The sequence below is a fragment of the Microbacterium sp. 1154 genome, from assembly GCF_031455375.1.
In the GTDB taxonomy this organism is placed as follows: Bacteria; Actinomycetota; Actinomycetes; order Actinomycetales; family Microbacteriaceae; genus Microbacterium.
The window spans coordinates 1,341,222-1,359,935 of sequence record NZ_JAVDSN010000001.1; the positions used below are offsets into that span (position 1 = coordinate 1,341,222).

The 18,714-nt window shown below is 70.8% G+C and carries 14 protein-coding genes; 6 read left to right on the plus strand and 8 right to left on the minus strand.

Going from position 1 to position 18,714, the window contains the following annotated elements:
* Window positions 1-103: 103 nt before the first annotated feature.
* From hpaD to J2X55_RS06230, 4 genes are read right to left on the minus strand one after another with little or no spacing between them, the layout of a single operon-like run.
* On the minus strand, window positions 104-1,270 hold the full coding sequence (hpaD, locus tag J2X55_RS06215; RefSeq protein ID WP_309822412.1) for a 3,4-dihydroxyphenylacetate 2,3-dioxygenase: 1,167 nt from the start codon (window positions 1,268-1,270) through the stop codon (window positions 104-106).
* A gap of 1 nt (window position 1,271) precedes the next feature.
* Complete coding sequence (gene hpaE, locus J2X55_RS06220; protein ID WP_309822413.1) at window positions 1,272-2,768, minus strand: 5-carboxymethyl-2-hydroxymuconate semialdehyde dehydrogenase; 1,497 nt, start codon at window positions 2,766-2,768, stop codon at window positions 1,272-1,274.
* Between the two features lie 44 nt (window positions 2,769-2,812).
* Window positions 2,813-3,499, minus strand: a complete 687-nt coding sequence (locus tag J2X55_RS06225) for a GntR family transcriptional regulator (protein ID WP_115915733.1) — start codon at window positions 3,497-3,499, stop codon at window positions 2,813-2,815.
* Window positions 3,499-5,046: a fumarylacetoacetate hydrolase family protein gene (locus tag J2X55_RS06230; protein WP_309822415.1), complete on the minus strand. Its 1,548-nt coding sequence runs from the start codon at window positions 5,044-5,046 to the stop codon at window positions 3,499-3,501. Before J2X55_RS06230 ends, J2X55_RS06225 begins: the two co-directional genes overlap by 1 nt.
* 120 nt (window positions 5,047-5,166) lie before the next feature.
* Here J2X55_RS06230 and J2X55_RS06235 point away from each other — a divergent pair, with 120 nt between their 5' ends.
* Window positions 5,167-6,558: an MFS transporter gene (locus tag J2X55_RS06235; RefSeq protein WP_309822417.1), complete on the plus strand. Its 1,392-nt coding sequence runs from the start codon at window positions 5,167-5,169 to the stop codon at window positions 6,556-6,558.
* A 364-nt stretch (window positions 6,559-6,922) separates the two neighbouring features.
* Here J2X55_RS06235 and J2X55_RS06240 read toward each other — a convergent pair whose 3' ends face one another.
* The gene (locus tag J2X55_RS06240; protein WP_309822420.1) at window positions 6,923-8,581 is read right to left on the minus strand and encodes a thiamine pyrophosphate-binding protein; all 1,659 of its coding nucleotides are present in this window, start codon (window positions 8,579-8,581) and stop codon (window positions 6,923-6,925) included.
* Between the two features lie 224 nt (window positions 8,582-8,805).
* Between J2X55_RS06240 and J2X55_RS06245 the strand changes: the two genes are divergently transcribed.
* Both J2X55_RS06245 and J2X55_RS06250 read left to right on the plus strand, forming a co-directional pair.
* Window positions 8,806-9,390, plus strand: coding sequence for a TetR/AcrR family transcriptional regulator (locus tag J2X55_RS06245; RefSeq protein ID WP_309822422.1), 585 nt, complete (start codon window positions 8,806-8,808; stop codon window positions 9,388-9,390).
* Window position 9,391: 1 nt separating this feature from the next.
* A complete protein-coding gene (locus J2X55_RS06250) occupies window positions 9,392-10,033 on the plus strand; it encodes a zinc ribbon domain-containing protein (RefSeq protein ID WP_309822423.1) in 642 nt (213 codons plus the stop codon).
* Window positions 10,034-10,035: 2 nt separating this feature from the next.
* Here the strand turns inward: J2X55_RS06250 and J2X55_RS06255 are convergent, their stop codons facing one another.
* A complete protein-coding gene (locus J2X55_RS06255) occupies window positions 10,036-10,740 on the minus strand; it encodes a helix-turn-helix domain-containing protein (protein ID WP_309822425.1) in 705 nt (234 codons plus the stop codon).
* 99 nt (window positions 10,741-10,839) lie between these two features.
* Between J2X55_RS06255 and J2X55_RS06260 the strand changes: the two genes are divergently transcribed.
* Together J2X55_RS06260 and J2X55_RS06265 are read left to right on the plus strand one after the other, a co-directional pair.
* Window positions 10,840-12,684 (plus strand): FAD-dependent monooxygenase, encoded by a 1,845-nt coding sequence (locus J2X55_RS06260; protein WP_309822427.1) that lies wholly within the window; start codon window positions 10,840-10,842, stop codon window positions 12,682-12,684.
* 408 nt (window positions 12,685-13,092) lie between these two features.
* A complete protein-coding gene (locus J2X55_RS06265; protein WP_309822429.1) occupies window positions 13,093-14,565 on the plus strand; it encodes an NAD-dependent succinate-semialdehyde dehydrogenase in 1,473 nt (490 codons plus the stop codon).
* 83 nt (window positions 14,566-14,648) lie between these two features.
* On the opposite strand, the gene J2X55_RS06270 is transcribed toward J2X55_RS06265, so the two are convergent.
* Window positions 14,649-16,088: a helix-turn-helix domain-containing protein gene (locus J2X55_RS06270; protein WP_309822431.1), complete on the minus strand. Its 1,440-nt coding sequence runs from the start codon at window positions 16,086-16,088 to the stop codon at window positions 14,649-14,651.
* 117 nt (window positions 16,089-16,205) lie between these two features.
* Here J2X55_RS06270 and J2X55_RS06275 point away from each other — a divergent pair, with 117 nt between their 5' ends.
* Window positions 16,206-18,098, plus strand: coding sequence for a phosphoenolpyruvate carboxykinase (GTP) (locus J2X55_RS06275; protein ID WP_309822433.1), 1,893 nt, complete (start codon window positions 16,206-16,208; stop codon window positions 18,096-18,098).
* A 99-nt stretch (window positions 18,099-18,197) separates the two neighbouring features.
* On the opposite strand, the gene J2X55_RS06280 is transcribed toward J2X55_RS06275, so the two are convergent.
* Window positions 18,198-18,653 (minus strand): hypothetical protein, encoded by a 456-nt coding sequence (locus tag J2X55_RS06280; protein ID WP_309822435.1) that lies wholly within the window; start codon window positions 18,651-18,653, stop codon window positions 18,198-18,200.
* Window positions 18,654-18,714 lie beyond the last annotated feature (61 nt).

Here is an 18,714-nt window from a genome sequence, read left to right on the forward strand (position 1 = left end):
TCCGGAACCTCGTCCCACTTTCGGCGAAGCGTGTCCCATGTGTGGTCGGCTGAGGGGTGCTCAGGCAGCCATAAGTGGGACATCGTCCGGGCCGCGGACGCGGTCAGAGCTGGTTGCCGAGCTTGAACTCGGATGACGACGACGAGGATCCGGATGCCGTGTCCTCCGGCGCGCGGGTGTAGCTGAACCCGTCGGCGCCGATCGTCACGGCCATCTCGCTCGAGTCCTCGCGGGCGCGGACCGGCTGCGGGTTCCCGTCGAGGTCGAGAACGAGCGAGCCGTCGGTGTACCAGGACGGCACGACGGGGTTGCCCCACCAGTCCCGGCGCTGGTTGTCGTGCACGTCCCACGTGATCACGGGGTTGTCGGGGTCGCCGGTGTAGTAGTCCTGCGTGTAGATCTCGACGCGGTGTCCGTCGGGGTCGCGCAGATACAGGTAGAACGCGTTCGAGACGCCGTGGCGGCCGGGGCCGCGCTCGATGGCATCCGATCGGCGGAGGGCGCCGAGCTTGTCGCAGATGGCGAGGATGTTGTGCTTCTCGTGCGTCGCGAAGCACACGTGGTGCATGCGCGGTCCGTCTCCGCCGGTCATCGCGGTGTCGTGCACGGTGGGCTTGCGGCGCATCCACGCGGCGTAGACGGTGCCTTCCTCGTCCTGGATGTCCTCGGTCACGCGGAAGCCGAGCGCCTGCATGAAGTTCACCGCGCGCGGCACGTCGGGCGTGATCTGGTTGAAGTGGTCGAGACGCACGAGCTCGCCGGGGGAGTGCAGGTCGTAGCGCCACGACAGGCGCTCCTGGTGCTCGGTGTCGAAGAAGAACTCGTACGGGAAGCCGAGCGGGTCGACCACGCGGACGGAGTCGCCGATGCCCTTCGTGAAGCCGTCCGGTGCGCGGCGGACGTCGCAGCCGAGCTCCTCGTAGAAGGCGACGGCGCGGTCGAGATCGTCGGCCGACCGCACGCGGTACGAGAAGGCGGCCACCGCGGCGACCGCGCCCCGCCGCAGCACGAGGTTGTGGTGGATGAACTCCTCGGTGGAGCGGAGGTAGATCGCCTCGTCGTCCTCTTCGGTGACGTGCAGTCCCAGCACGTCGACATAGAAGACGCGGGATGCCGCGAGGTCGGTGACCACGAGCTCCATGTACGCGCAGCGCAGGATGTCGGGCGCGGGCGAGGTGGGCGTGGGGATCGGGTTCGAGGCCTCGATGGGGGCCTCCTGAGAGACGAAGAATCCCGACGAGGTGCGTGTCATCGTGCTGCGGTCTGTCATGTCAGGCTCCCTTGCCGAACGTCGGGTTGTGGGCACCGCCGAGCGTGATGTGCACGGCCTGCTGGTCGGTGTAGAAGTCGATCGAGCGGTAGCCGCCCTCGTGCCCGAGGCCGGAGGCCTTGACTCCGCCGAAGGGGGTGCGCAGGTCGCGGACGTTGTTTGAGTTCAGCCACACCATGCCCGCCTCGACGTTCTGCGCGAACAGGTGGGCGCGCTTCAGGTCGTTCGTCCAGACGTAGGCGGCCAGGCCGTACCTCGTGTCGTTCGCGAGGGCGAGGGCCTCTTCGTCGGTGTCGAAGGGCGTGATCGCGACGACGGGGCCGAAGATCTCCTCCTGGAAGATGCGCGCGTCGGGCGAGACGTCGGCGAACACCGTGGGCCGCACGAAGTTGCCCTCGGCGAACCCGTCGGGCCGACCGCCACCGGCGACCAGGCGCCCCTCGCTCTTGCCCAGTTCGACGTAGGACATGACCTTCTCGTAGTGCTCGGGGTGCACCAGGGCGCCGACCTCGGTGGCGGGGTCGTCGGGGTAGCCGACCTTCACGCGGTCGGCCTGGGCGGCATAACGCTCGACGAAGTCGTCGTACACCGAGCGCTCCACGAGGATGCGGCTGCCCGCAGTGCAGCGCTCGCCGTTGAGCGAGAAGACCCCGAAGATGGTCGCGTCGATCGCGGCGTCCAGGTCGGCGTCGGCGAAGACGATCGCCGGACTCTTGCCGCCGAGCTCCATCGACAGGCCCTTCAGGAAGGGCGCGGCGTTGGCGAAGATGAGTTGCCCGGTCGAGCTCTCGCCGGTGAACGAGATGAGCGGGACGTCGGGGTGCTTCACGAGTGCGTCGCCGGCGTCTTCGCCGAGGCCGTTGACGAGGTTGAACACGCCCTCGGGAAGGCCCGCCTCCTCGAAGATCCCGGCCCACAGGGATGCCGACAGCGGCGTGAACTCCGCGGGCTTGAGCACCACGGTGTTGCCGGTCGCGAGGGCGGGGCCGAGCTTCCACGACTCGAGCATGAACGGGGTGTTCCACGGGGTGATGAGCCCGGCGACGCCGATCGGCTTGCGGTTGACGTAGTTGAGCTGACGGCCAGGGACCTTGAAGGCGTCGTCGGTCTGCGCCACGATCAGGTCGGCGAAGAAGCGGAAGTTCTCGGCCGCGCGGCGTGCCTGGCCGAGCGCCTGAGTGATCGGCAGGCCCGAGTCGAAGGACTCGAGCTCGGCGAGACGCTCGTCGCGCGACTCGACGAGGTCGGCGATGCGGTGCAGCACCCGCGAGCGTTCGCGGGGGAGCATGCGCGGCCAGGGGCCGTCGGTGAAGGCTTTCCGGGCGGCCTCGACGGCGAGGTCGATGTCGGCCTTCTTGCCGGCGGCGGCCGTGACATAGGTCTGATTCGTCACCGGGTCGAGCACGTCGAACGTGTCGCCGTCGACCGAGTCGACGAAACGGCCGCCGATGTAGTGCTGGATGCGCTCGGGCAGCTCGGCGGGGATACGGCGGGTCATGGATGCTCCTTCGTCGGAGGGGCGGATGCCGATGGCATCCGGGATCAGAAAGCGGGCAGGCCGAGCACCTGGTCGGGGTGCTCGTGGATCATGTAGGCATCGAGAGTGGCGGAGCGGTGACGTCGCGAGACCTTCTCGATCTCGGCGAGCGGGGCGCCGTTCTCGATCAGCACGAGGATGTTCTCGTGCTCGCGGACCGACTCGGCGGCGCGGCCGGGGACGAAGCTGAAGGTGGAGTCGCGCAGGTGCCCGAGGCGCGCCCACTCGGCCTGCACGAGCTCGAGCATGCGGGGGTTGGCGCACTTCTCGAACAGGATCGCGTGGAACTCCTGGTTGAGCGCGGTGAAGGCGCGGGGGTCGAAGTGCTCGAGCGTCTCGACCATGAGCTCGTTGACCTGGCGCGCGCGACGTACGTCGTCGGTCGTCAGAGCTCGGGCCGACAGCGCGGTCGCCGCTCCCTCGAGCAGGCTCAGCGCCTGCATGCTGAAGCGGTAGGCGGTGTCGTCGACCATCGAGACGCGGGCGCCGACGTTCCGCTCGAACATGACCAGCCCCTCGGCCTCGAGCTGGCGGATCGCCTCGCGCACCGGCACGACGCTCATGTCGAGTTCCCCGGCGATCGAGCCGAGCACGAGCCGGTAGCCGGGCGTGAACTCCTGCGAAGCGATGCGGTTCTTGATCCAGTGGTACGCGCGCTGGGATTTGCTCTGGGTCGAGGTCTCGGCATCCATCAGGCGTTCCTCTCGCCGTCGAAGCGGGCACGCCACGCGGCGTTCATCGGGAAGAGCCCCTCGAGGGGATGACCGGATGCCACCTGGCGGGCGATCCACGCATCTTCTTCCTCCTGCGCGAGGGCGGCGTCGACCACCTCGTCGGCCAGAGCCGGCGGGATGACGATCACCCCGTCGCCGTCGCCGACGAGGATGTCGCCGGGTTCGACGGTGGTGCCGCCGCAGCCCACGGCGACGTCGGTCTCCCACGGCACGTGGCGGCGGCCGAGGACGGCGGGGTGGGGGCCGGCGGTGAAGACGGGAATTCCGACCGCGGCCACGGCCTCGGCGTCGCGGACGCCTCCGTCGGTGACGATGGCGGCCGCCTTGCGGGCGTGCGCGCGGATCGCGAGGATGTCGCCGAGCGTGCCCGACCCGGTCTCGCCGCGGGCCTCGATGACGATCACCTCGCCCTCGTCGACGGCGTCGAAGGCGCGTTTCTGGGCGTTCTGCCCGCCGCCGTGCGCGGCGAAGAGGTCTTCGCGGTGCGGGACGAAGCGCAGGGTCCGCGCCGTGCCGACGAAGCGGCTGCCCGCCGTGAGCGGGTGCACCCCGTCGATGGTGACGTCGTTGAGGCCGCGCTTGCGCAGCTGCCCGCTGAGGGCGGCGACGGGGACGCGCGAGAGCTTGTCGCGCAGTTCGGGCGAGAGCGAGGGGGACGCGGCGGGCACGAGCACAGGGGATTCGGCGGGGACAGGCTGATCCGCGGCGGATCGCCCTGCGTCGGTGGCATCCCCTGTTCCCGTGGCGGCGGCGGCCATGGCCTCGACCGACCCCCACGCCTCGGTGCGCTGGGTGTCGTCGACCGCGGGCAGCGAGCCGATGGCGGGATCGAACGGCCGGTCGCCCTGGGCAACGGTGGTGCGGAGCCTTCCGGTCGAGAGGGTGCCGGCATCCACCTGCACCTCGACGACCTGTCCCGGCGTGACGACCGAGGATCCCGCGGGGGTGCCCGTGAGGATGACGTCTCCGGTCTCGAGGGTGAAGTGCTGCGAGAGGTCGGCGACGATCTGCGCCAGGGGGAAGATGAGCCCGGCGGTCGAGTCGTCCTGGACGAGTTCGCCGTCGACCCAGGTGCGCAGGCGCAGGTCGGCCGGATCGACGTCGCGGGCGTCGATGAGCGCCGGTCCGAGGGGCGTGTAGCCGTCGCCGCCCTTGGAGCGGACGTTCGATCCCTTGTCGTTCGCGCGCAGATCGTAGAGACCGAAGTCGTTCGCGGCGGTGAGGGATGCCACGTGCGACCACGCGGCGTCGGGCGTCACCCACCGCGCGGGCTCGCCGATGACGAGGGCGATCTCACCCTCGAACGCGAGCAGTTCGGTGCCCGCGGGGCGTTCGATCTCGACGCCCGAGGGGGCGAGGGAGCTCGACGGCTTGAAGAAGTACGAGGGGGCGGCCGGGCGGCGGCCGCGCTGGTCGGCGCGCGAGGCGTAGGCCAGGTGGACGGCCACGATCTTGCCCGGGCGCTCGCCGAGGACGGCGAACCGGGGGTCGGTGGTGTCGTTCATGAGGCTCCCTTGCGTCGTATTCGAAATCGTATATGATCCGAGAGGCGGGGGCAAGCACGACCCCGCCGACCTCTCGACAGCGACGTCGCGGTCTCGACGATGACGTCAAAGGAGCCACTCATGTCCACCGCATCCTCTCGCCGCTCGGCCGGGTTCACCCCGACCGGCACCATCTCGACCTCGGGCGATCGCCGCCGCGTGGTCTTCGCCACCGTGGTCGGAACCACCGTCGAGTGGTACGACTTCTTCCTCTACGCCTCGGCTGCGGGGCTGGTCTTCGGCCAGCTCTTCTTCGCCCCGGCCGGACCCGGGGTCGCGCAGATCCTGTCGTTCCTCACCGTGGGGCTCAGCTTCCTGTTCCGTCCCCTCGGCGCGTTCCTCGCCGGCCATCTCGGCGACAAGTACGGCCGCCGGGTCGTGCTGATGATCACGCTCATCCTCATGGGCGCCTCGACGACCCTGATCGGCGTGCTGCCGACCTTCGACGTCATCGGCGTCGCGGCCCCGGTGCTGCTGATCCTGCTGCGCGTGCTGCAGGGCATCTCGGCCGGGGGCGAGTGGGGTGGCGCGGTGCTCATGGCCGTCGAGCACGCCCCCAAGGCCAAGCGCAGCCTCTTCGGTGCCGCCCCCCAGCTCGGCGTTCCGCTGGGGCTGCTGCTGGCGAGCGGCATGCTCGCTCTGATGGCGATCGTCGCCCCCGGCGACGCCTTCCTCGCGTGGGGCTGGCGCGTGCCGTTCCTGCTGTCGTTCGTGCTGATCCTCATCGGCTACTACGTGCGCCGCAAGGTCGAGGAGAGCCCGGTCTTCCTCGAGCTCGCCGAGCGCAAAGAGAAGACGCGGATGCCGATCGTGCAGCTGTTCCGCAAGCACGCGCTGCTCGTGCTGATCGCCGCCCTCGTGTTCGCCGGCAACAACGCCGTGGGCTACATGACCACGGGCGGCTACATCCAGCGCTACGCCACCAACCCCGACGGACCCGTGGGCCTGGCCACGGCCGACGTGCTCGGCGCGGTGACCCTGTCGGCGGTGTCGTGGCTCGTCTTCACGTGGATCGGCGGGTGGATCGGCGACGTCATCGGCCGACGCACCACCTATCTGATCGGGTGGGCGGCGCTGCTGGTCGGGGTCTTCGTGCTGTTCCCGCTCGTCAACACCGCGAGCATCGGCCTGCTGACCCTGGGTCTCGTGGTGCTGACCGTGGGACTCGGCCTCACCTACGGACCCCAGGCCGCGCTGTACGCGGAGCTGTTCCCGGCATCCATCCGCTTCTCGGGGGTGTCGATCTCGTACGCCCTCGGCGCGATCCTGGGCGGCGCGTTCGCCCCGACGATCGCCGAGGCGCTGGTCAAGGCGACCGGGTCGACCATGTCGGTGACCTGGTACCTCGCGGGCATGGTCGTGCTCGGAGCGGTCGCGACGCTCGTGCTGCGCGATCGCAGCGGCATCCCGCTGGGCCCCGACCATGAGGCCGAGCAGTCGGTCAGCCCGGTGCGCGGGCTGTCGAAGGCCTGAGCCCACTGGTCACGGCCCCGTCGCGCTGCGGTGCGGCGGGGCCGTTCGGCGTGGAGGAGGTGCCCGGCTCCCGGGTCCCGCGGGCGTACCGAACTCCTGAGACCCGGGCCGCCGGGGGCGGGCGGGCCGTTCTTCAGGCCGCGCAGCCCGAGACATTCAGGAGTTGGGTACGGTCCGGGGCGGGTGCCCGCCCCGGCTTTTCGCGGTCCGGTGGGGCGGGGCCGTTCGGCGTGCCGGGCTCCGGAGATCTCCCGAGGGCGCGTGCCATCGGCCGTCGGGAGGCGCCGATCGCGTCGAACTCTCCGGAGTGCGGCACGGGGCCGGACGCCGAAGCGCCGCACCCGGCGGAACGGTGCGCCCGCGGTCAGCGAGCCGCGATCTCTTCCCAGTACGGCGCCACGACCGCCGCGCTCACGCGCAGGTCCAGGAGCAGGAAGCGTCGCTCAAAGGCGGGGCGAGCGACCCAGGATGCCAGGGCCTCGAGGTCGTCGACCGACTCGACCACCACGCCCTCGGCGCCGAACCCGCGCGCGACCGCGGCGAAGTCGACCTGGGGGATGAGCATGGGATCGGGGTGCAGGCCCTTGAGGCCGTAGTTCAGGACCTCGGCTCCGTACTGCGCGTCGTTCCAGACCACGGCGATACCGCGGCCGCCCGCGACCCGGACGGCGGTCTCGAGGTCGGCGAGGGCCATGAGCCCGCCCCCGTCGCCGGTGGTGAGCACGATCGTGGAGTCCGGGCGGGCGACGGCGGCACCGGGGACGCTGGGGAAGCCCAGGCCTATCGACTGGTACGCGGTTCCGACCATGATCATGCGGTCGGGCGAGGCCACCGGCCAGTACATGTTCGACCAGCCGAGGAAGTGCCCGCCGTCCGAGACGATCACGCGGTCCTCGGGCAGCAGCTCCGCGATGCGGGCGGCGGCGGTGCGCGGGTCGAGGCGACCGTCGGGGCCCGTGCCCTGACCCTCGGGCTGGCGGCGGGCGGCGGCGAGGTCGAGACCCCGGCCCCAGGTCGAGGGCGTTGCGCCCCGCTCGCGCAGGCGCCGCGTGATCTCGGTGGCGACGTCAGCGGCATCCCCCCGCACGTATCCGCCGATGTGCGGGTGCGTCGCGGTCGGCGCGAGGTCGACCTGGAAGACGCGGGTGCCGGGGGCGAAGAGCTCGCCGAAGCGCATCGTGAACTGGTTCAGGCCCGCGCCGAACACGACGGCGACGTCGGCCTCGCGAACGAGCTCCATCGCGCCGGGCGCGCCGAAACCGCCGGCGACGCCGAGGTCGCGCGCGGGGTCCGAGAACAGGCCGCGACCCAGGGCGCTGGTGGTGGTCAGCGCTCCCGCGGTGGCGGCGAGGTCGTCGAGCGCCGCTCCCGCGCCGGCCAGCCAGGCGCCGCGTCCACCGAGCAGCAGCGGGCGCTCGGCCGACGCCAGCGCGTCGACGACCTGATCGATGACGGTGTCGGCGAACGCGCCGAGAGGGGGGTGCTCGGGCGTGACCTCGGGCGCCGCGCCGGGGGCCTCGGCATCCGGGATCGAGCCGGCCTCGCGGGTCGCGACGTCGTACGGGATGCCGAGCACCACGGGCAGGCGGTAGGTGAGGGCGTGCTCGACCGCGATGACGATGGTGGCCGCCGCGTCGCGGTGGCCGACCGTATAGGTGCGTGCGCCGACGGCGGCGGCGAGGGCGATCTGGTCGACGCCCCACGGGCGCGGGCCCGAGGTCGGCTCGTCGCCGACGATCAGCACGAGAGGCGTGCGCGCCTGCACGGCCTCGGCGAGGGCGGTGAGCGTGTTGGTGAACCCGGCGCCGTACGTGGCGGTGGCGGCGGCGAGACGGCCGCAGGCGCGGTAGTGCGCGTCGGCGGCCACCACTCCCGCCGCCTCGTGGCGGACGGCGACGAAGCCGGCGGAGGTCTCGCGGCCCAGAGCGTCGAGGAAGTAGGCGTTGCCGTTGCCCATGACGCCGAAGACGGTGTCGATGTGGCGGGCGAGGGTGTGAGCGACGTGGGCGGAGACGGTGGGCATGACGGAGGAAGCCTTTCGAGACGGGACGGATGAAATGCCGTATGTGTCTCGCGGGGACTCCGCTACGTGCCCTTTTTTCGAGCAGCGACGCACGGCCTCGTGCGCCTGACGGGATCGAGTATAGGGGCGGGGCGGTGGCTCTCCGCGTCGGGGGAGGGGAATGCGTCCGCGGGCGGCGATGTCGCCAGTATTATCGAGCGATAACCTCCCCGGAAGGAGAACGGATGCCGAGCCCCCGCCGTACCGCGCGCGACGACGAGTTGCTCACGGCATCCGTCCGTGCCTTCGCCGCCCGCGGCTACTTCGGCACCTCGACCGCGCAGGTCGCGAGCGAGATGGGGGTGTCGCAGCCGTACGTCATCCGGACCTTCGGCTCGAAGCTCGAACTGTTCGTGCGCACGCACGCGCACGCCGGGGCGGAGATCACGCGAGCCTTCCGGGAAGCGACGGGGGAGGGCTTCGACCCCGAGCGGCTGGGCGCCGCGTATCGGACCCTCATCCTGTCGCGACCGGAGGCCGTCCTCGTCTGGGCGCACGCGTTCTCGGCTGCGACGGCCGAGCCCGAGATTGGTGTCGAGTCGCGCCGGCAGTTCGACGAGGTCTACCGCACGCTTCGCGACGCCGGCGCCAGCGACCTCGACCTGTGGGCGTTCATGGGGCGCGGAATGCTGATGAACAACCTGCTTCTCATGCAGGCCCCGCACTTCGGCGATCGCTACGACTTCGGTCCGCTCGTCGACCTCGTCTTCGGGCAGCGGCCCGGATCCCCCCACGGCGCCGACGGCGCCCCTCGCCTCGATCAGGAGTGACATGAGCGACCTCGTCCCGTTCACCGACAACTTCACCGATCTGTCCAACATGGACGGCTTCCAGTTCGAGTTCCGGTGCGAACGCTGCGGCAACGGCTACCGCTCGGCGTTCCGAGCCGACCCGCGGGCCGCGGGGCAGAAGCTCGCCCGGGGTATCGGGAACCTCTTCGGCGGCCCCGTGTCGCAGTTCGCCTCGATGGCCGACCGTTTCCTCGACCGCGGCACCAATTCGCCCGCGAAGGACGAGGCGCTTCGCGCGGCGACGGCCGAGATCGCGCCGCGGTTCCACCAGTGTCGGGGCTGCAGCGACTGGGTCTGCGGCGACGGCTGCTGGAACGACGGGGTGGGTCAGTGCGTGCGCTGCTCCCCGAACGCCACGGAGGAGCTGGCTCAGCTGCAGGCCGAGGCGCGACGTCGCCAGGTGCAGGAGCGGCTCGAGACCGTCGACCTGCTCGGCGGAACCGACCTCAAGGCGCAGGCCCGCCCGCGCTGCGGGGCGTGCGGAGCGCAGTCTCACGGCGGCAAGTTCTGCGGCGAGTGCGGTTCACCGCTCGCGGTGGTCGCGTCGTGCGGCGGATGCGGTTCCGAGAACCCGGCGGGTGCGCGTTTCTGTTCCTCGTGCGGCACGGGCTTGACGGGCTGAGGTCAGAGGGCGCGCCGGATGGCTTCGGCCGCTGCCGTCAGCCGCGACCCGATCGCCGCGTCGTCGCGATCGGTCGCTACGTACACCGCGGCGACGGCGGCCGGCTGCCGCCCCTGCACGCTGAGCGGCGCGGCGACGGCGCGCAGGGTGGGGATGACCTCATCGTGGCTGGTCGCCCAGCCGCGCTCGGCGGCGTCGGCGACCTCGGCGGCGAGTCGGGCGTCGGCGGCTTCGGGCCAGCGGCGCGGGGGCATCTGCGCGAGGATCGCCCGCCCCGGGGCTCCCCGGGTGACCGGATGCCGCGTCCCCGGCCGCTGCGCGACGGTCGTCGTCGCGTGGCGCGGCTCGACGCTGACGAGGGTCACGCACTCGTCGTGATCGAGCACGACGAGGAAGCACGTCATGCCCAGCTCGTTCGCGGCGGCCGTGAGCTCGGGCAGGGCCTCGGCCTGCAGGTCGGCGGCGACGCCCGCCGCGAGGGCCGCCAGTCCCGTTCCCAGTCGCACCGCGCCCGCGGCATCCCGCGACACGAGTCCGTGGTCTTCGAGCGTGCGCAGGAGGCGGTACGTGACGGAGCGGTGGAGCTCGACGCGGGCGGCGAGGTCGTCGATGGTCAGGGGCGCGCGGGCGTCGGCGAGTTCTTCGAGCAAGCGGATGCCGCGACTCAGGGTCTGCGAGGCGGGCGGAGCGTCTTGCCGTGCGGACATGGCTCGGCTAACCTCTCGTTCGATAGCGGAACGGTGCGTTCGAATATAGAACATCCGCCGTCGCGCCCGCAACCTCGACATCGACGTCAGGAGAACACGATGCAGTTTCACCACCACGGCTACGTCTCGGGCGACCCGCGCGTGCAGAACGCCGCCGGGACCGGCATCGACCGGCCCGAGCGCCTGCCCGACGAGGTCGACGTGCTCATCGTCGGGTCCGGCCCCGCCGGGATGCTGCTCGCGGCCCAGATGTCGCAGTACCCGCAGCTGACCACGCGCCTCATCGAGAAGCGCGAGGGCCGACTCCCGCTGGGGCAGGCCGACGGCATCCAGCCCCGCAGCGTCGAGACCTTTCAGGCGTTCGGATTCGCCGATCGCATCACGGCCGAGGCGTACAACATCGGCTGGATGAACTTCTGGGCCCCCGATCCCGAGAACCCCGACCGGATCGTCCGGACGACCCGCACCGAGGACTACGGCCTGAAGATCAGCGAGTTCCCGCACCTGATCGTCAACCAGGCGCGCGTGCTCGACTACTTCGCCGAAGCCGCGGCCCACGGTCCCGCGCGGGTCACCCCCGACTACGGGGTCGAGTTCCTGGGCCTCGAGGTGCGGGGCGATCACGTCGAGGTGCGCGTGCGCACCGACGTGGGGGAGCGCACCGTCCGCGCAAAGTACGTCGCCGGGTGCGACGGGGCGCGCAGCGGCGTGCGTCAGTCGATCGGCCGCACCCACGTCGGCGCGGCCGCCCGCCACGCCTGGGGTGTCATGGACGTGCTCGTCGAGACTGACTTCCCCGACTGGCGCATCAAGTGCGCGATCAACGCCGCGGCGGGCAACATCCTGCACATCCCGCGCGAGGGCGGCTACCTCAGCCGCATGTACATCGACCTCGGCGAGGTCGCGGAGGACGACGACCATCGCGTGCGCCGGACTCCCCTCGACGAGGTGATCCGTCGGGCGAACGAGATCCTGCACCCCTACTCGATCGACGTGAAGCAGGTCGCGTGGCACAGCGTCTACGAGGTGGGGCACCGGGTCACCGACCAGTTCGTCGACGACCTCGAGAACCCCCGAGTCTTCCTGACCGGTGATGCCTGCCACACGCACAGCGCCAAGGCCGGGCAGGGGATGAACGTGTCGATGCAGGACGGGTTCAATCTCGGCTGGAAGCTCGGCCACGTGCTCACCGGTCTCGCGCCCGCCGACCTGCTGCGCACCTACGACGCCGAGCGCCGTCCGGTCGCCCAGCAGCTCATCGACTTCGACCGCGAGTGGTCGTCGCTGATGGCCCGCAAGCCCGGCGAGATCACCGATCCCGACGAGCTCGCCACGTACTACCTCGCCACCGCCGAGTTCCCCTCCGGGTTCGGCACGCACTACGCCCCGTCGCGGATCGTCGCAGCCGATGCGACCGTGGAGCTGGCATCCGGATTCCCGGTGGGAAAGCGCTTCCACAGCGTCGAGGTCGTGCGGGTGTGCGACGGCAACCCCGTGCACCTCGGTCACCACGCGAAAGCCGATGGGCGCTGGCGCCTTTACGCCTTCGCGGATGCCGAGGGTTCGGCGTTGCGGGCGTGGGCCGAGGCGGCGCGGGCCGTCGTCGAGCGGTTCACGCCCGAGGGGGCCGACCTCGACGCGGTGTTCGACGTGAAGGCGGTGTTCCCCGGTCGCTGGGAGGACGTGACCGAGGTGCCCGTACTGTTCCGTCCGCGCTCGGGGCCGCTGGGGCTCACCGACCTCGAGAAGGTGTTCGCCGCGGCCCCCTCGGCGTGGACGACGAGCGACATCTTCGCCGAGCGCGGGATCGGCGCCGAGGGGGCCGTGGTCGTCGTCCGCCCCGACCAGTACGTCGCGCACGTGCTGCCGCTGACCGACGCGGAGGGTCTGGAACGCTTCTTCGCCGGCATCATGGCGGAGCCGGCGGTCGCGGTCTCGCGCTGATGCGGGGAGTTCCGGCATCCCCCTTCACGCATAAACGCGATCCGCGCGCAGAAACGCGAGCACAACGCGTTTCCGCGCGTGGGAGGCGTTTATGCGTGACCGGGACCCGCCGGGGGCCGGAGCGCCCGGATGTCGTAGCCGCCTCGGGTGCCGGAGCCCGTGTCGCGCGGCATCCGCCCCACCCCACGCATAAACGCGATCCGCGCGCAGAAACGCGAGCACAACGCGTTTTCACGCGTGGCAAGCGTTTATGCGTGACCGGGCACCCGTCGCGCCCGCGCGCCGGCCGTCCGCACGGACTGGCCGCCGCGGCGACCGGAGCCACCCCCTTGTACGCCACGTATATCGGCGCGCGCCCGCGCGCTGACAAGAATGGGCGAGGAACCCCGCCCCGATCCAGGAGGATTCATGACTGATTCGCGCGAGAGCGAGCTGCTGGCATCCGTGCCCACCGGTCTGTTGATCAACGGCGAGTGGCGTGCGGCCGAGGGCGGCAAGACCGTCGCGGTGAACGACCCCGCCACCGGGAACGTCATCCGCGAGATCGCCGATGCCAGCATCGACGACGGGGTGGCGGCGATGGATGCCGCGGCCGACGCGTTTCCGTCGTGGGCGGCGACCCCGGCTCGTGAGCGTGCCGAGATCCTGCGCCGCGCCTTCGACCTGCTGCAGGAGCGCAAAGAAGACGTCGCGCTGCTGATGACGCTCGAGATGGGCAAGCCTCTCGCCGAGGCGCGCGGCGAGGTCGGCTACGGAGGAGAGTTCCTGCGCTGGTTCAGCGAGGTCACGGCCCACACCCAGGGCCGCTATGGCGCGAACCCCGAGGGCACGGGTCGAATGATCGTGACGCAGCACCCTGTGGGGCCCTGCTACCTGATCACCCCGTGGAACTTCCCGCTCGCGATGGCCACCCGAAAGATCGCGCCCGCGCTGGCCGCCGGCTGCACGGTCGTCATCAAGCCCGCGACGCTCACCCCGCTCACGACGCTGTTCTTCGCGCAGATCCTGCAGGACGCCGGCGTCCCCGCGGGGGTCGTCAACGTCGTCACGACGACGAACACCGGCCCGGTGTCGGAGCGCATCATCTCCGACCCGCGTCTGCGCAAGCTCTCGTTCACCGGCTCCACCCCCGTCGGCGTGAAGCTGCTGCAGCAGGCCGCGCCCGGCGTCCTGCGCACCTCGATGGAACTCGGCGGCAACGCGCCCTTCGTCGTGTTCGACGACGCCGACCTCGACAAGGCGGTCGAGGGGGCGATGCTCGCGAAGTTCCGCAACATCGGCCAGGCGTGCACCGCCGCCAACCGCTTCATGGTGCAGCGCTCGATTGTCGAGGAGTTCACCCGCCGCGTCACCGAGCGCGTGCAGAGCATGAAGATTGGCCGCGGCACCGAGGAGGGCGTGCAGATCGGACCCCTCATCGACGACCGGGCGGTCGACAAGGCCAAGACCCTCGTGGGGGATGCCGTCGAGCGCGGCGCGACCGTCACCGTCGGCGGCTCGCCGGTCGACGGACCGGGCACGTTCTTCGAGCCGACCGTCGTGGCCGACGTGCAGCCGGGCAGCGACATCCTGCGTGAGGAGATCTTCGGACCGGTGCTCGCGATCGTCCCCTTCGACGACGAGGACGACGCGGTGCGCATCGCCAACGACACCGAATACGGCCTCGTCTCGTACGTCTTCACCGAGTCGCTCGCGCGCGGCCAGCGCATGATCGACAAGCTCGAGACGGGCATGATGGGCCTCAACGTCGGCGTGGTCTCGAACGCGGGCGCCCCCTTCGGCGGCTGGAAGCAGTCGGGTCTCGGCCGCGAGGGCGGCGACGAGGGCATCCACGAGTACCTGCAGACGAAGTACACGCTGACGGCGAACCCCTACGCCTGACGACACCGGATGCCACGACCCCGGCGCCCCGCGAGGGCCGGGGTCGTGGCATCCGCCGTTGCCGCGTACGTGCGCGAGCGGTCTCAGCCGTTCGCGTGGCGGTCCAGAAAGGCGAACACCTCGGCGTCGTCGACCCCGGGGAACATGCCGCGCGGCAGCGGCGAGAACATGTACTGGTGCACCCGGGCGCTCGGCCACGCCTTACCCGACCAACGCTGCGCGGCCTCGGTGTCGGGTCGGCGGCAGCACGACTCGTCGGGGCAGTGCGAGACGCCGCGGGTGGGGGTCTCGCGGCCACGGAACCACCGGGCGTCATCGAACGGCACGCCCACGGTGATCGAGAAGTCCCCGCTCGAGGTGCTGCCCGTCTGGGTCGAGCACCAGTAGGTTCCGGCCGGGGTGTCGGTGTACTGGTAGTGCTCGGTGGTGCGGTTGTGCTCGTCGAAGGCCGACCGCGCCGAGAACTTCTTGCAGACGACCTGGCCCTCCACCGCCCCGGTGACATCGGTCGGCAGCGGCAGTCCGTCGTTCTCGTACACGCGCGAGATCGCTCCGTCACCGTCCACGCGCATGAAGTGCAGGCGGATGCCGAGGTGCACGGTCATCAGGTTCGTCATGCGCATGGCCGCGGCCTCGTGCGTGACGCCGAACGCGTCGCGGAAGTCCTCGACGGCGAGGTTCCGGTCCTTCTTCGCCTGCGTGAGGAAGGCGACCGCGCTCGTCTCGGGCATGAGGCAGCACGCGGCGTAGTAGTTGATCTCGAGGCGCTGCTGCAGGAAGTCGGCGTAGTCGGTGGGCGGGCGGTGCCCGAGCAGACGGTGCGCCATGGCCTGCAGGGCCATCGAGCGCAGCCCGTGACCCCCGGGGATCGACGCGGGCGGAAGGTAGATGCGTCCGTTCTCGAGGTCGGTGACCGAGCGGGCCGAGTGCGGCAGGTCGCTGACGTAGAGGAGCTCGAAGCCCAGCTGTTCGGCCATGATGCTCACCGTGCGGTGGGTGAGAGCGCCGGTCGAGTGACCCGCGGCTCGGAGCTGCTTCTCGGCGAGACGCTCGATCTCGGGCAGATGGTTCGACATCTCGCGCATGCGCAGGCGTAGCTCGGTATTGGCGCGGCGGGCTTCTTCGGGACTCGCGATCGTCTCGCGCTCGCGCCGCTGCAGTTCGCGGTGCAGGCCCAGCACGGCCTCGATCGTGTCGTCGCTCGTTCCCTTAGTCACTTTGACGGGGGGAATGCCGAGCTGCCGGAAGAACGGACTCGTCTGTGCCCGCTCGAGCTCGATCTCGAGAGCGGCCCGGCGGTTCGGGGGTTCGCGCGAGAGCAGTTCGGTGACCTCGGTCTCGGTGGCCCGGGCGATCTCCTGCAGGAGCGAGAGCTTGGGTTCGCGCTTGCCGTTCTCGATGAGGCTCAGTTGGCTGCCGGCGACCCCGACCATCGCACCGAGCTCGTCGAGCGTGTAGCCCCGGGCGAGGCGGTGGTGCCGGATGCGGTGCCCCAGGGTGGTGAGTTCGAACGTCGACGCCATTCCTTGACCATATCGAAAAATCCACGATTCTTAACGAGGAAATTCTTGAAAAGAACCCGCTGAGGCGCGCAGCATGGGGGAAGACCACCGATTTCGCTCTCAACCGAGGAGAACGACATGGCACTCGCCGACATCTTCCACTCCACCCCGCGCACCGCTGCGCGCAACGCCCGCACCGATGGAGCACGACGCTCCGGCCACGGAGACCGCCCCGCCGTCGAGGGCCCCGGGCTCGCCGCGCTCGTCGCCTGGGTCGACCAGGTCGCCGCCCTCACCCAGCCCGACCGCATCCACTGGGTCGACGGCTCGGCCGCCGAGAACGACGCTCTCCTTCGCGAGATGGTCGACGAGGGCAAGCTCATCAAGCTCAACCCCGAGTGGCGCCCCGGCTCGTACCTGGCGCGTTCCCACCCCGGCGACGTCGCGCGTCTCGAGTCGCGCACCTACATCGCGTCGAACCGCGAAGAAGACGCGGGCCCCACGAACAACTGGATCGACCCCGCCGAGATCCGCGCGACGCTCGACGGCGTCTTCGAGGGCTCGATGCGGGGCCGCACCCTGTACGTCGTCCCCTTCTCGATGGGCGCCGTCGGCGGGCCGCTCAGCCACATCGGTGTGCAGATCACCGACAGCGCCTACGCCGTCGCCTCCATCGGCGTCATGACCCGTGTCGGCACCTCGGTCCTGCAGCAGATCGCGAACGGCGCCCCCTGGGTCAAGACGGTGCACTCGGTCGGTGCGCCCCTCGCCCCCGGCCAGGACGACGTCGCCTGGCCCTGCAACGATGAGAAGTACATCGTGCACTTCCCCGACACCCTCGAGGTCTGGTCGTACGGCTCGGGATACGGCGGCAACGCGATCCTCGCGAAGAAGTGCTTCGCACTGCGCATCGCCTCGGTCATCGGCCGCGACGAGGGCTGGCTGGCCGAGCACATGCTGCTCATCCGCGTCATCGACCCGAAGGGCAAGGCGTACCACGTGGCCGCCGCGTTCCCCTCGGCGTGCGGCAAGACCAACCTCGCGATGCTGCGCCCGACGATCCCCGGCTGGCGCGTCGAGACCCTCGGCGACGACATCACCTGGATCCGCCCCGGCGAGGATGGACGCCTGTGGGCCATCAACCCCGAGGCCGGTTTCTTCGGCGTCGCACCCGGCACCGGCGAGTCCACCAACGTCACCGCGATCGAGACGCTGTGGGGCAACACGATCTTCACGAACGTCGCGCTCCGCCCCGACGGCGACGTCTGGTGGGAGGGCCTGACCGACGAGGCGCCCCCGCACCTCATCGACTGGGAGGGCAAGCCCTGGACCCCCGCGTCGGGCCGGCCCGCCGCGCACCCGAACTCGCGCTTCACCGTGGGCGCCGCGCAGTGCCCCCAGATCGCCGAGGACTGGGAGGCACCCGAGGGTGTGCCGCTCGACGCCATCCTCTTCGGCGGTCGCCGCGCCACCAACGTGCCGCTCGTGGTCGAGGCCACCGACTGGTCGCACGGCGTGTTCATCGGCTCGACCGTGTCGAGCGAGAAGACGGCGGCGCAAGAGGGCACGGTCGGCGAACTGCGCCGCGACCCGTTCGCCATGCTCCCGTTCTGCGGGTACAACATGGGCGATTACTTCGGCCACTGGCTCGCCGTGGGGCAGAAGCTCCGCTTCGACCGCGCGCCCCGGATCTTCCAGGTGAACTGGTTCCGCAAGGGCGACGACGGCCGCTTCCTGTGGCCCGGTTTCGGCGACAACGCCCGCGTCATCGACTGGATCATCCGCCGTGTCGACGGACAGGTGGATGCCGTGGACAGCCCGATCGGTCGTCTGCCCAAGATCGAGGACCTCGAGCTGTCGGGCCTGGACCTCCCCGCCGCCGACCTGGAGGAGCTGTTCTCGATCGACCGCACCTCGTGGCTCGCCGAAGCCGAGCTGACCGAACGGTTCTACGACACCTTCGGATCGCACCTGCCGGCCGCCCTGCGCGCGGAACTCGCCGCGCTCCGTTACCGCCTGCAGCGGTCCTGAGACCGGCTCGCCCGCGCCCGCCTCGTGCGGACGGGTGAGCCCTCGAATCGACGCCCCTCCCGTTCTTGGCGCGCGGGAGGGGCGTCGGTGCGCGTGCGCTCAGGAGCCGCTCGGCGACTGCTCCTTCTCGCCGGGACTGTTCGGCGTCCAGCCGTACCAGCCGGTGTCCGTCGCGATCACCGACCACGCCCCGCACGCGAACACGCGCCCCTTCGCGTAGACGTCGGGCGCGTCGTCGAGGTGCACGGTCGGGGCGGACTGCCGCTCCACCTCGACGCAGGTCTTCGGGTCGAGCGCGGAGCCGCTCCGGGTCATCGCCGTGGCGACCTCGCCGTCGCGCTTGGTCTTCAGGACGATCGCGGTCGCGTCGGCGGGCAGCCAGGGCACGGGGGTGGCGGCCCGCGCGGCGACGTCGGCCGCGTCGGTGTACTCCGCCGTGACCTCCTGCGAGAGGGCCTGCTGGATGCCGGTGCACCCGGCCAACGAGAGGGAGAGGGCTCCGCCCGCGGCGACGGCGAGGGCGAGCAGGAGCGGTGAGGTGCGGTGCGATGTCATGGGTCGATCGTGACCGAGCGGGGGTCTCGGGGTCGTCGTCCCCGGGGATGATCCGCCATCC

What these genes read in the sequence shown, in the direction of transcription:
- hpaD (WP_309822412.1), bottom strand. Translation starts at nt 1,270, where the DNA reads ATGACAGACCGCAGCACGATGACACGCACCTCGTCGGGATTCTTCGTC.
- hpaE (WP_309822413.1), bottom strand. Translation starts at nt 2,768, where the DNA reads ATGACCCGCCGTATCCCCGCCGAGCTGCCCGAGCGCATCCAGCACTAC.
- J2X55_RS06225 (WP_115915733.1), bottom strand. Translation starts at nt 3,499, where the DNA reads ATGGATGCCGAGACCTCGACCCAGAGCAAATCCCAGCGCGCGTACCAC.
- J2X55_RS06230 (WP_309822415.1), bottom strand. Translation starts at nt 5,046, where the DNA reads ATGAACGACACCACCGACCCCCGGTTCGCCGTCCTCGGCGAGCGCCCG.
- J2X55_RS06235 (WP_309822417.1), top strand. Translation starts at nt 5,167, where the DNA reads ATGTCCACCGCATCCTCTCGCCGCTCGGCCGGGTTCACCCCGACCGGC.
- J2X55_RS06240 (WP_309822420.1), bottom strand. Translation starts at nt 8,581, where the DNA reads ATGCCCACCGTCTCCGCCCACGTCGCTCACACCCTCGCCCGCCACATC.
- J2X55_RS06245 (WP_309822422.1), top strand. Translation starts at nt 8,806, where the DNA reads ATGCCGAGCCCCCGCCGTACCGCGCGCGACGACGAGTTGCTCACGGCA.
- J2X55_RS06250 (WP_309822423.1), top strand. Translation starts at nt 9,392, where the DNA reads ATGAGCGACCTCGTCCCGTTCACCGACAACTTCACCGATCTGTCCAAC.
- J2X55_RS06255 (WP_309822425.1), bottom strand. Translation starts at nt 10,740, where the DNA reads ATGTCCGCACGGCAAGACGCTCCGCCCGCCTCGCAGACCCTGAGTCGC.
- J2X55_RS06260 (WP_309822427.1), top strand. Translation starts at nt 10,840, where the DNA reads ATGCAGTTTCACCACCACGGCTACGTCTCGGGCGACCCGCGCGTGCAG.
- J2X55_RS06265 (WP_309822429.1), top strand. Translation starts at nt 13,093, where the DNA reads ATGACTGATTCGCGCGAGAGCGAGCTGCTGGCATCCGTGCCCACCGGT.
- J2X55_RS06270 (WP_309822431.1), bottom strand. Translation starts at nt 16,088, where the DNA reads ATGGCGTCGACGTTCGAACTCACCACCCTGGGGCACCGCATCCGGCAC.
- J2X55_RS06275 (WP_309822433.1), top strand. Translation starts at nt 16,206, where the DNA reads ATGGCACTCGCCGACATCTTCCACTCCACCCCGCGCACCGCTGCGCGC.
- J2X55_RS06280 (WP_309822435.1), bottom strand. Translation starts at nt 18,653, where the DNA reads ATGACATCGCACCGCACCTCACCGCTCCTGCTCGCCCTCGCCGTCGCC.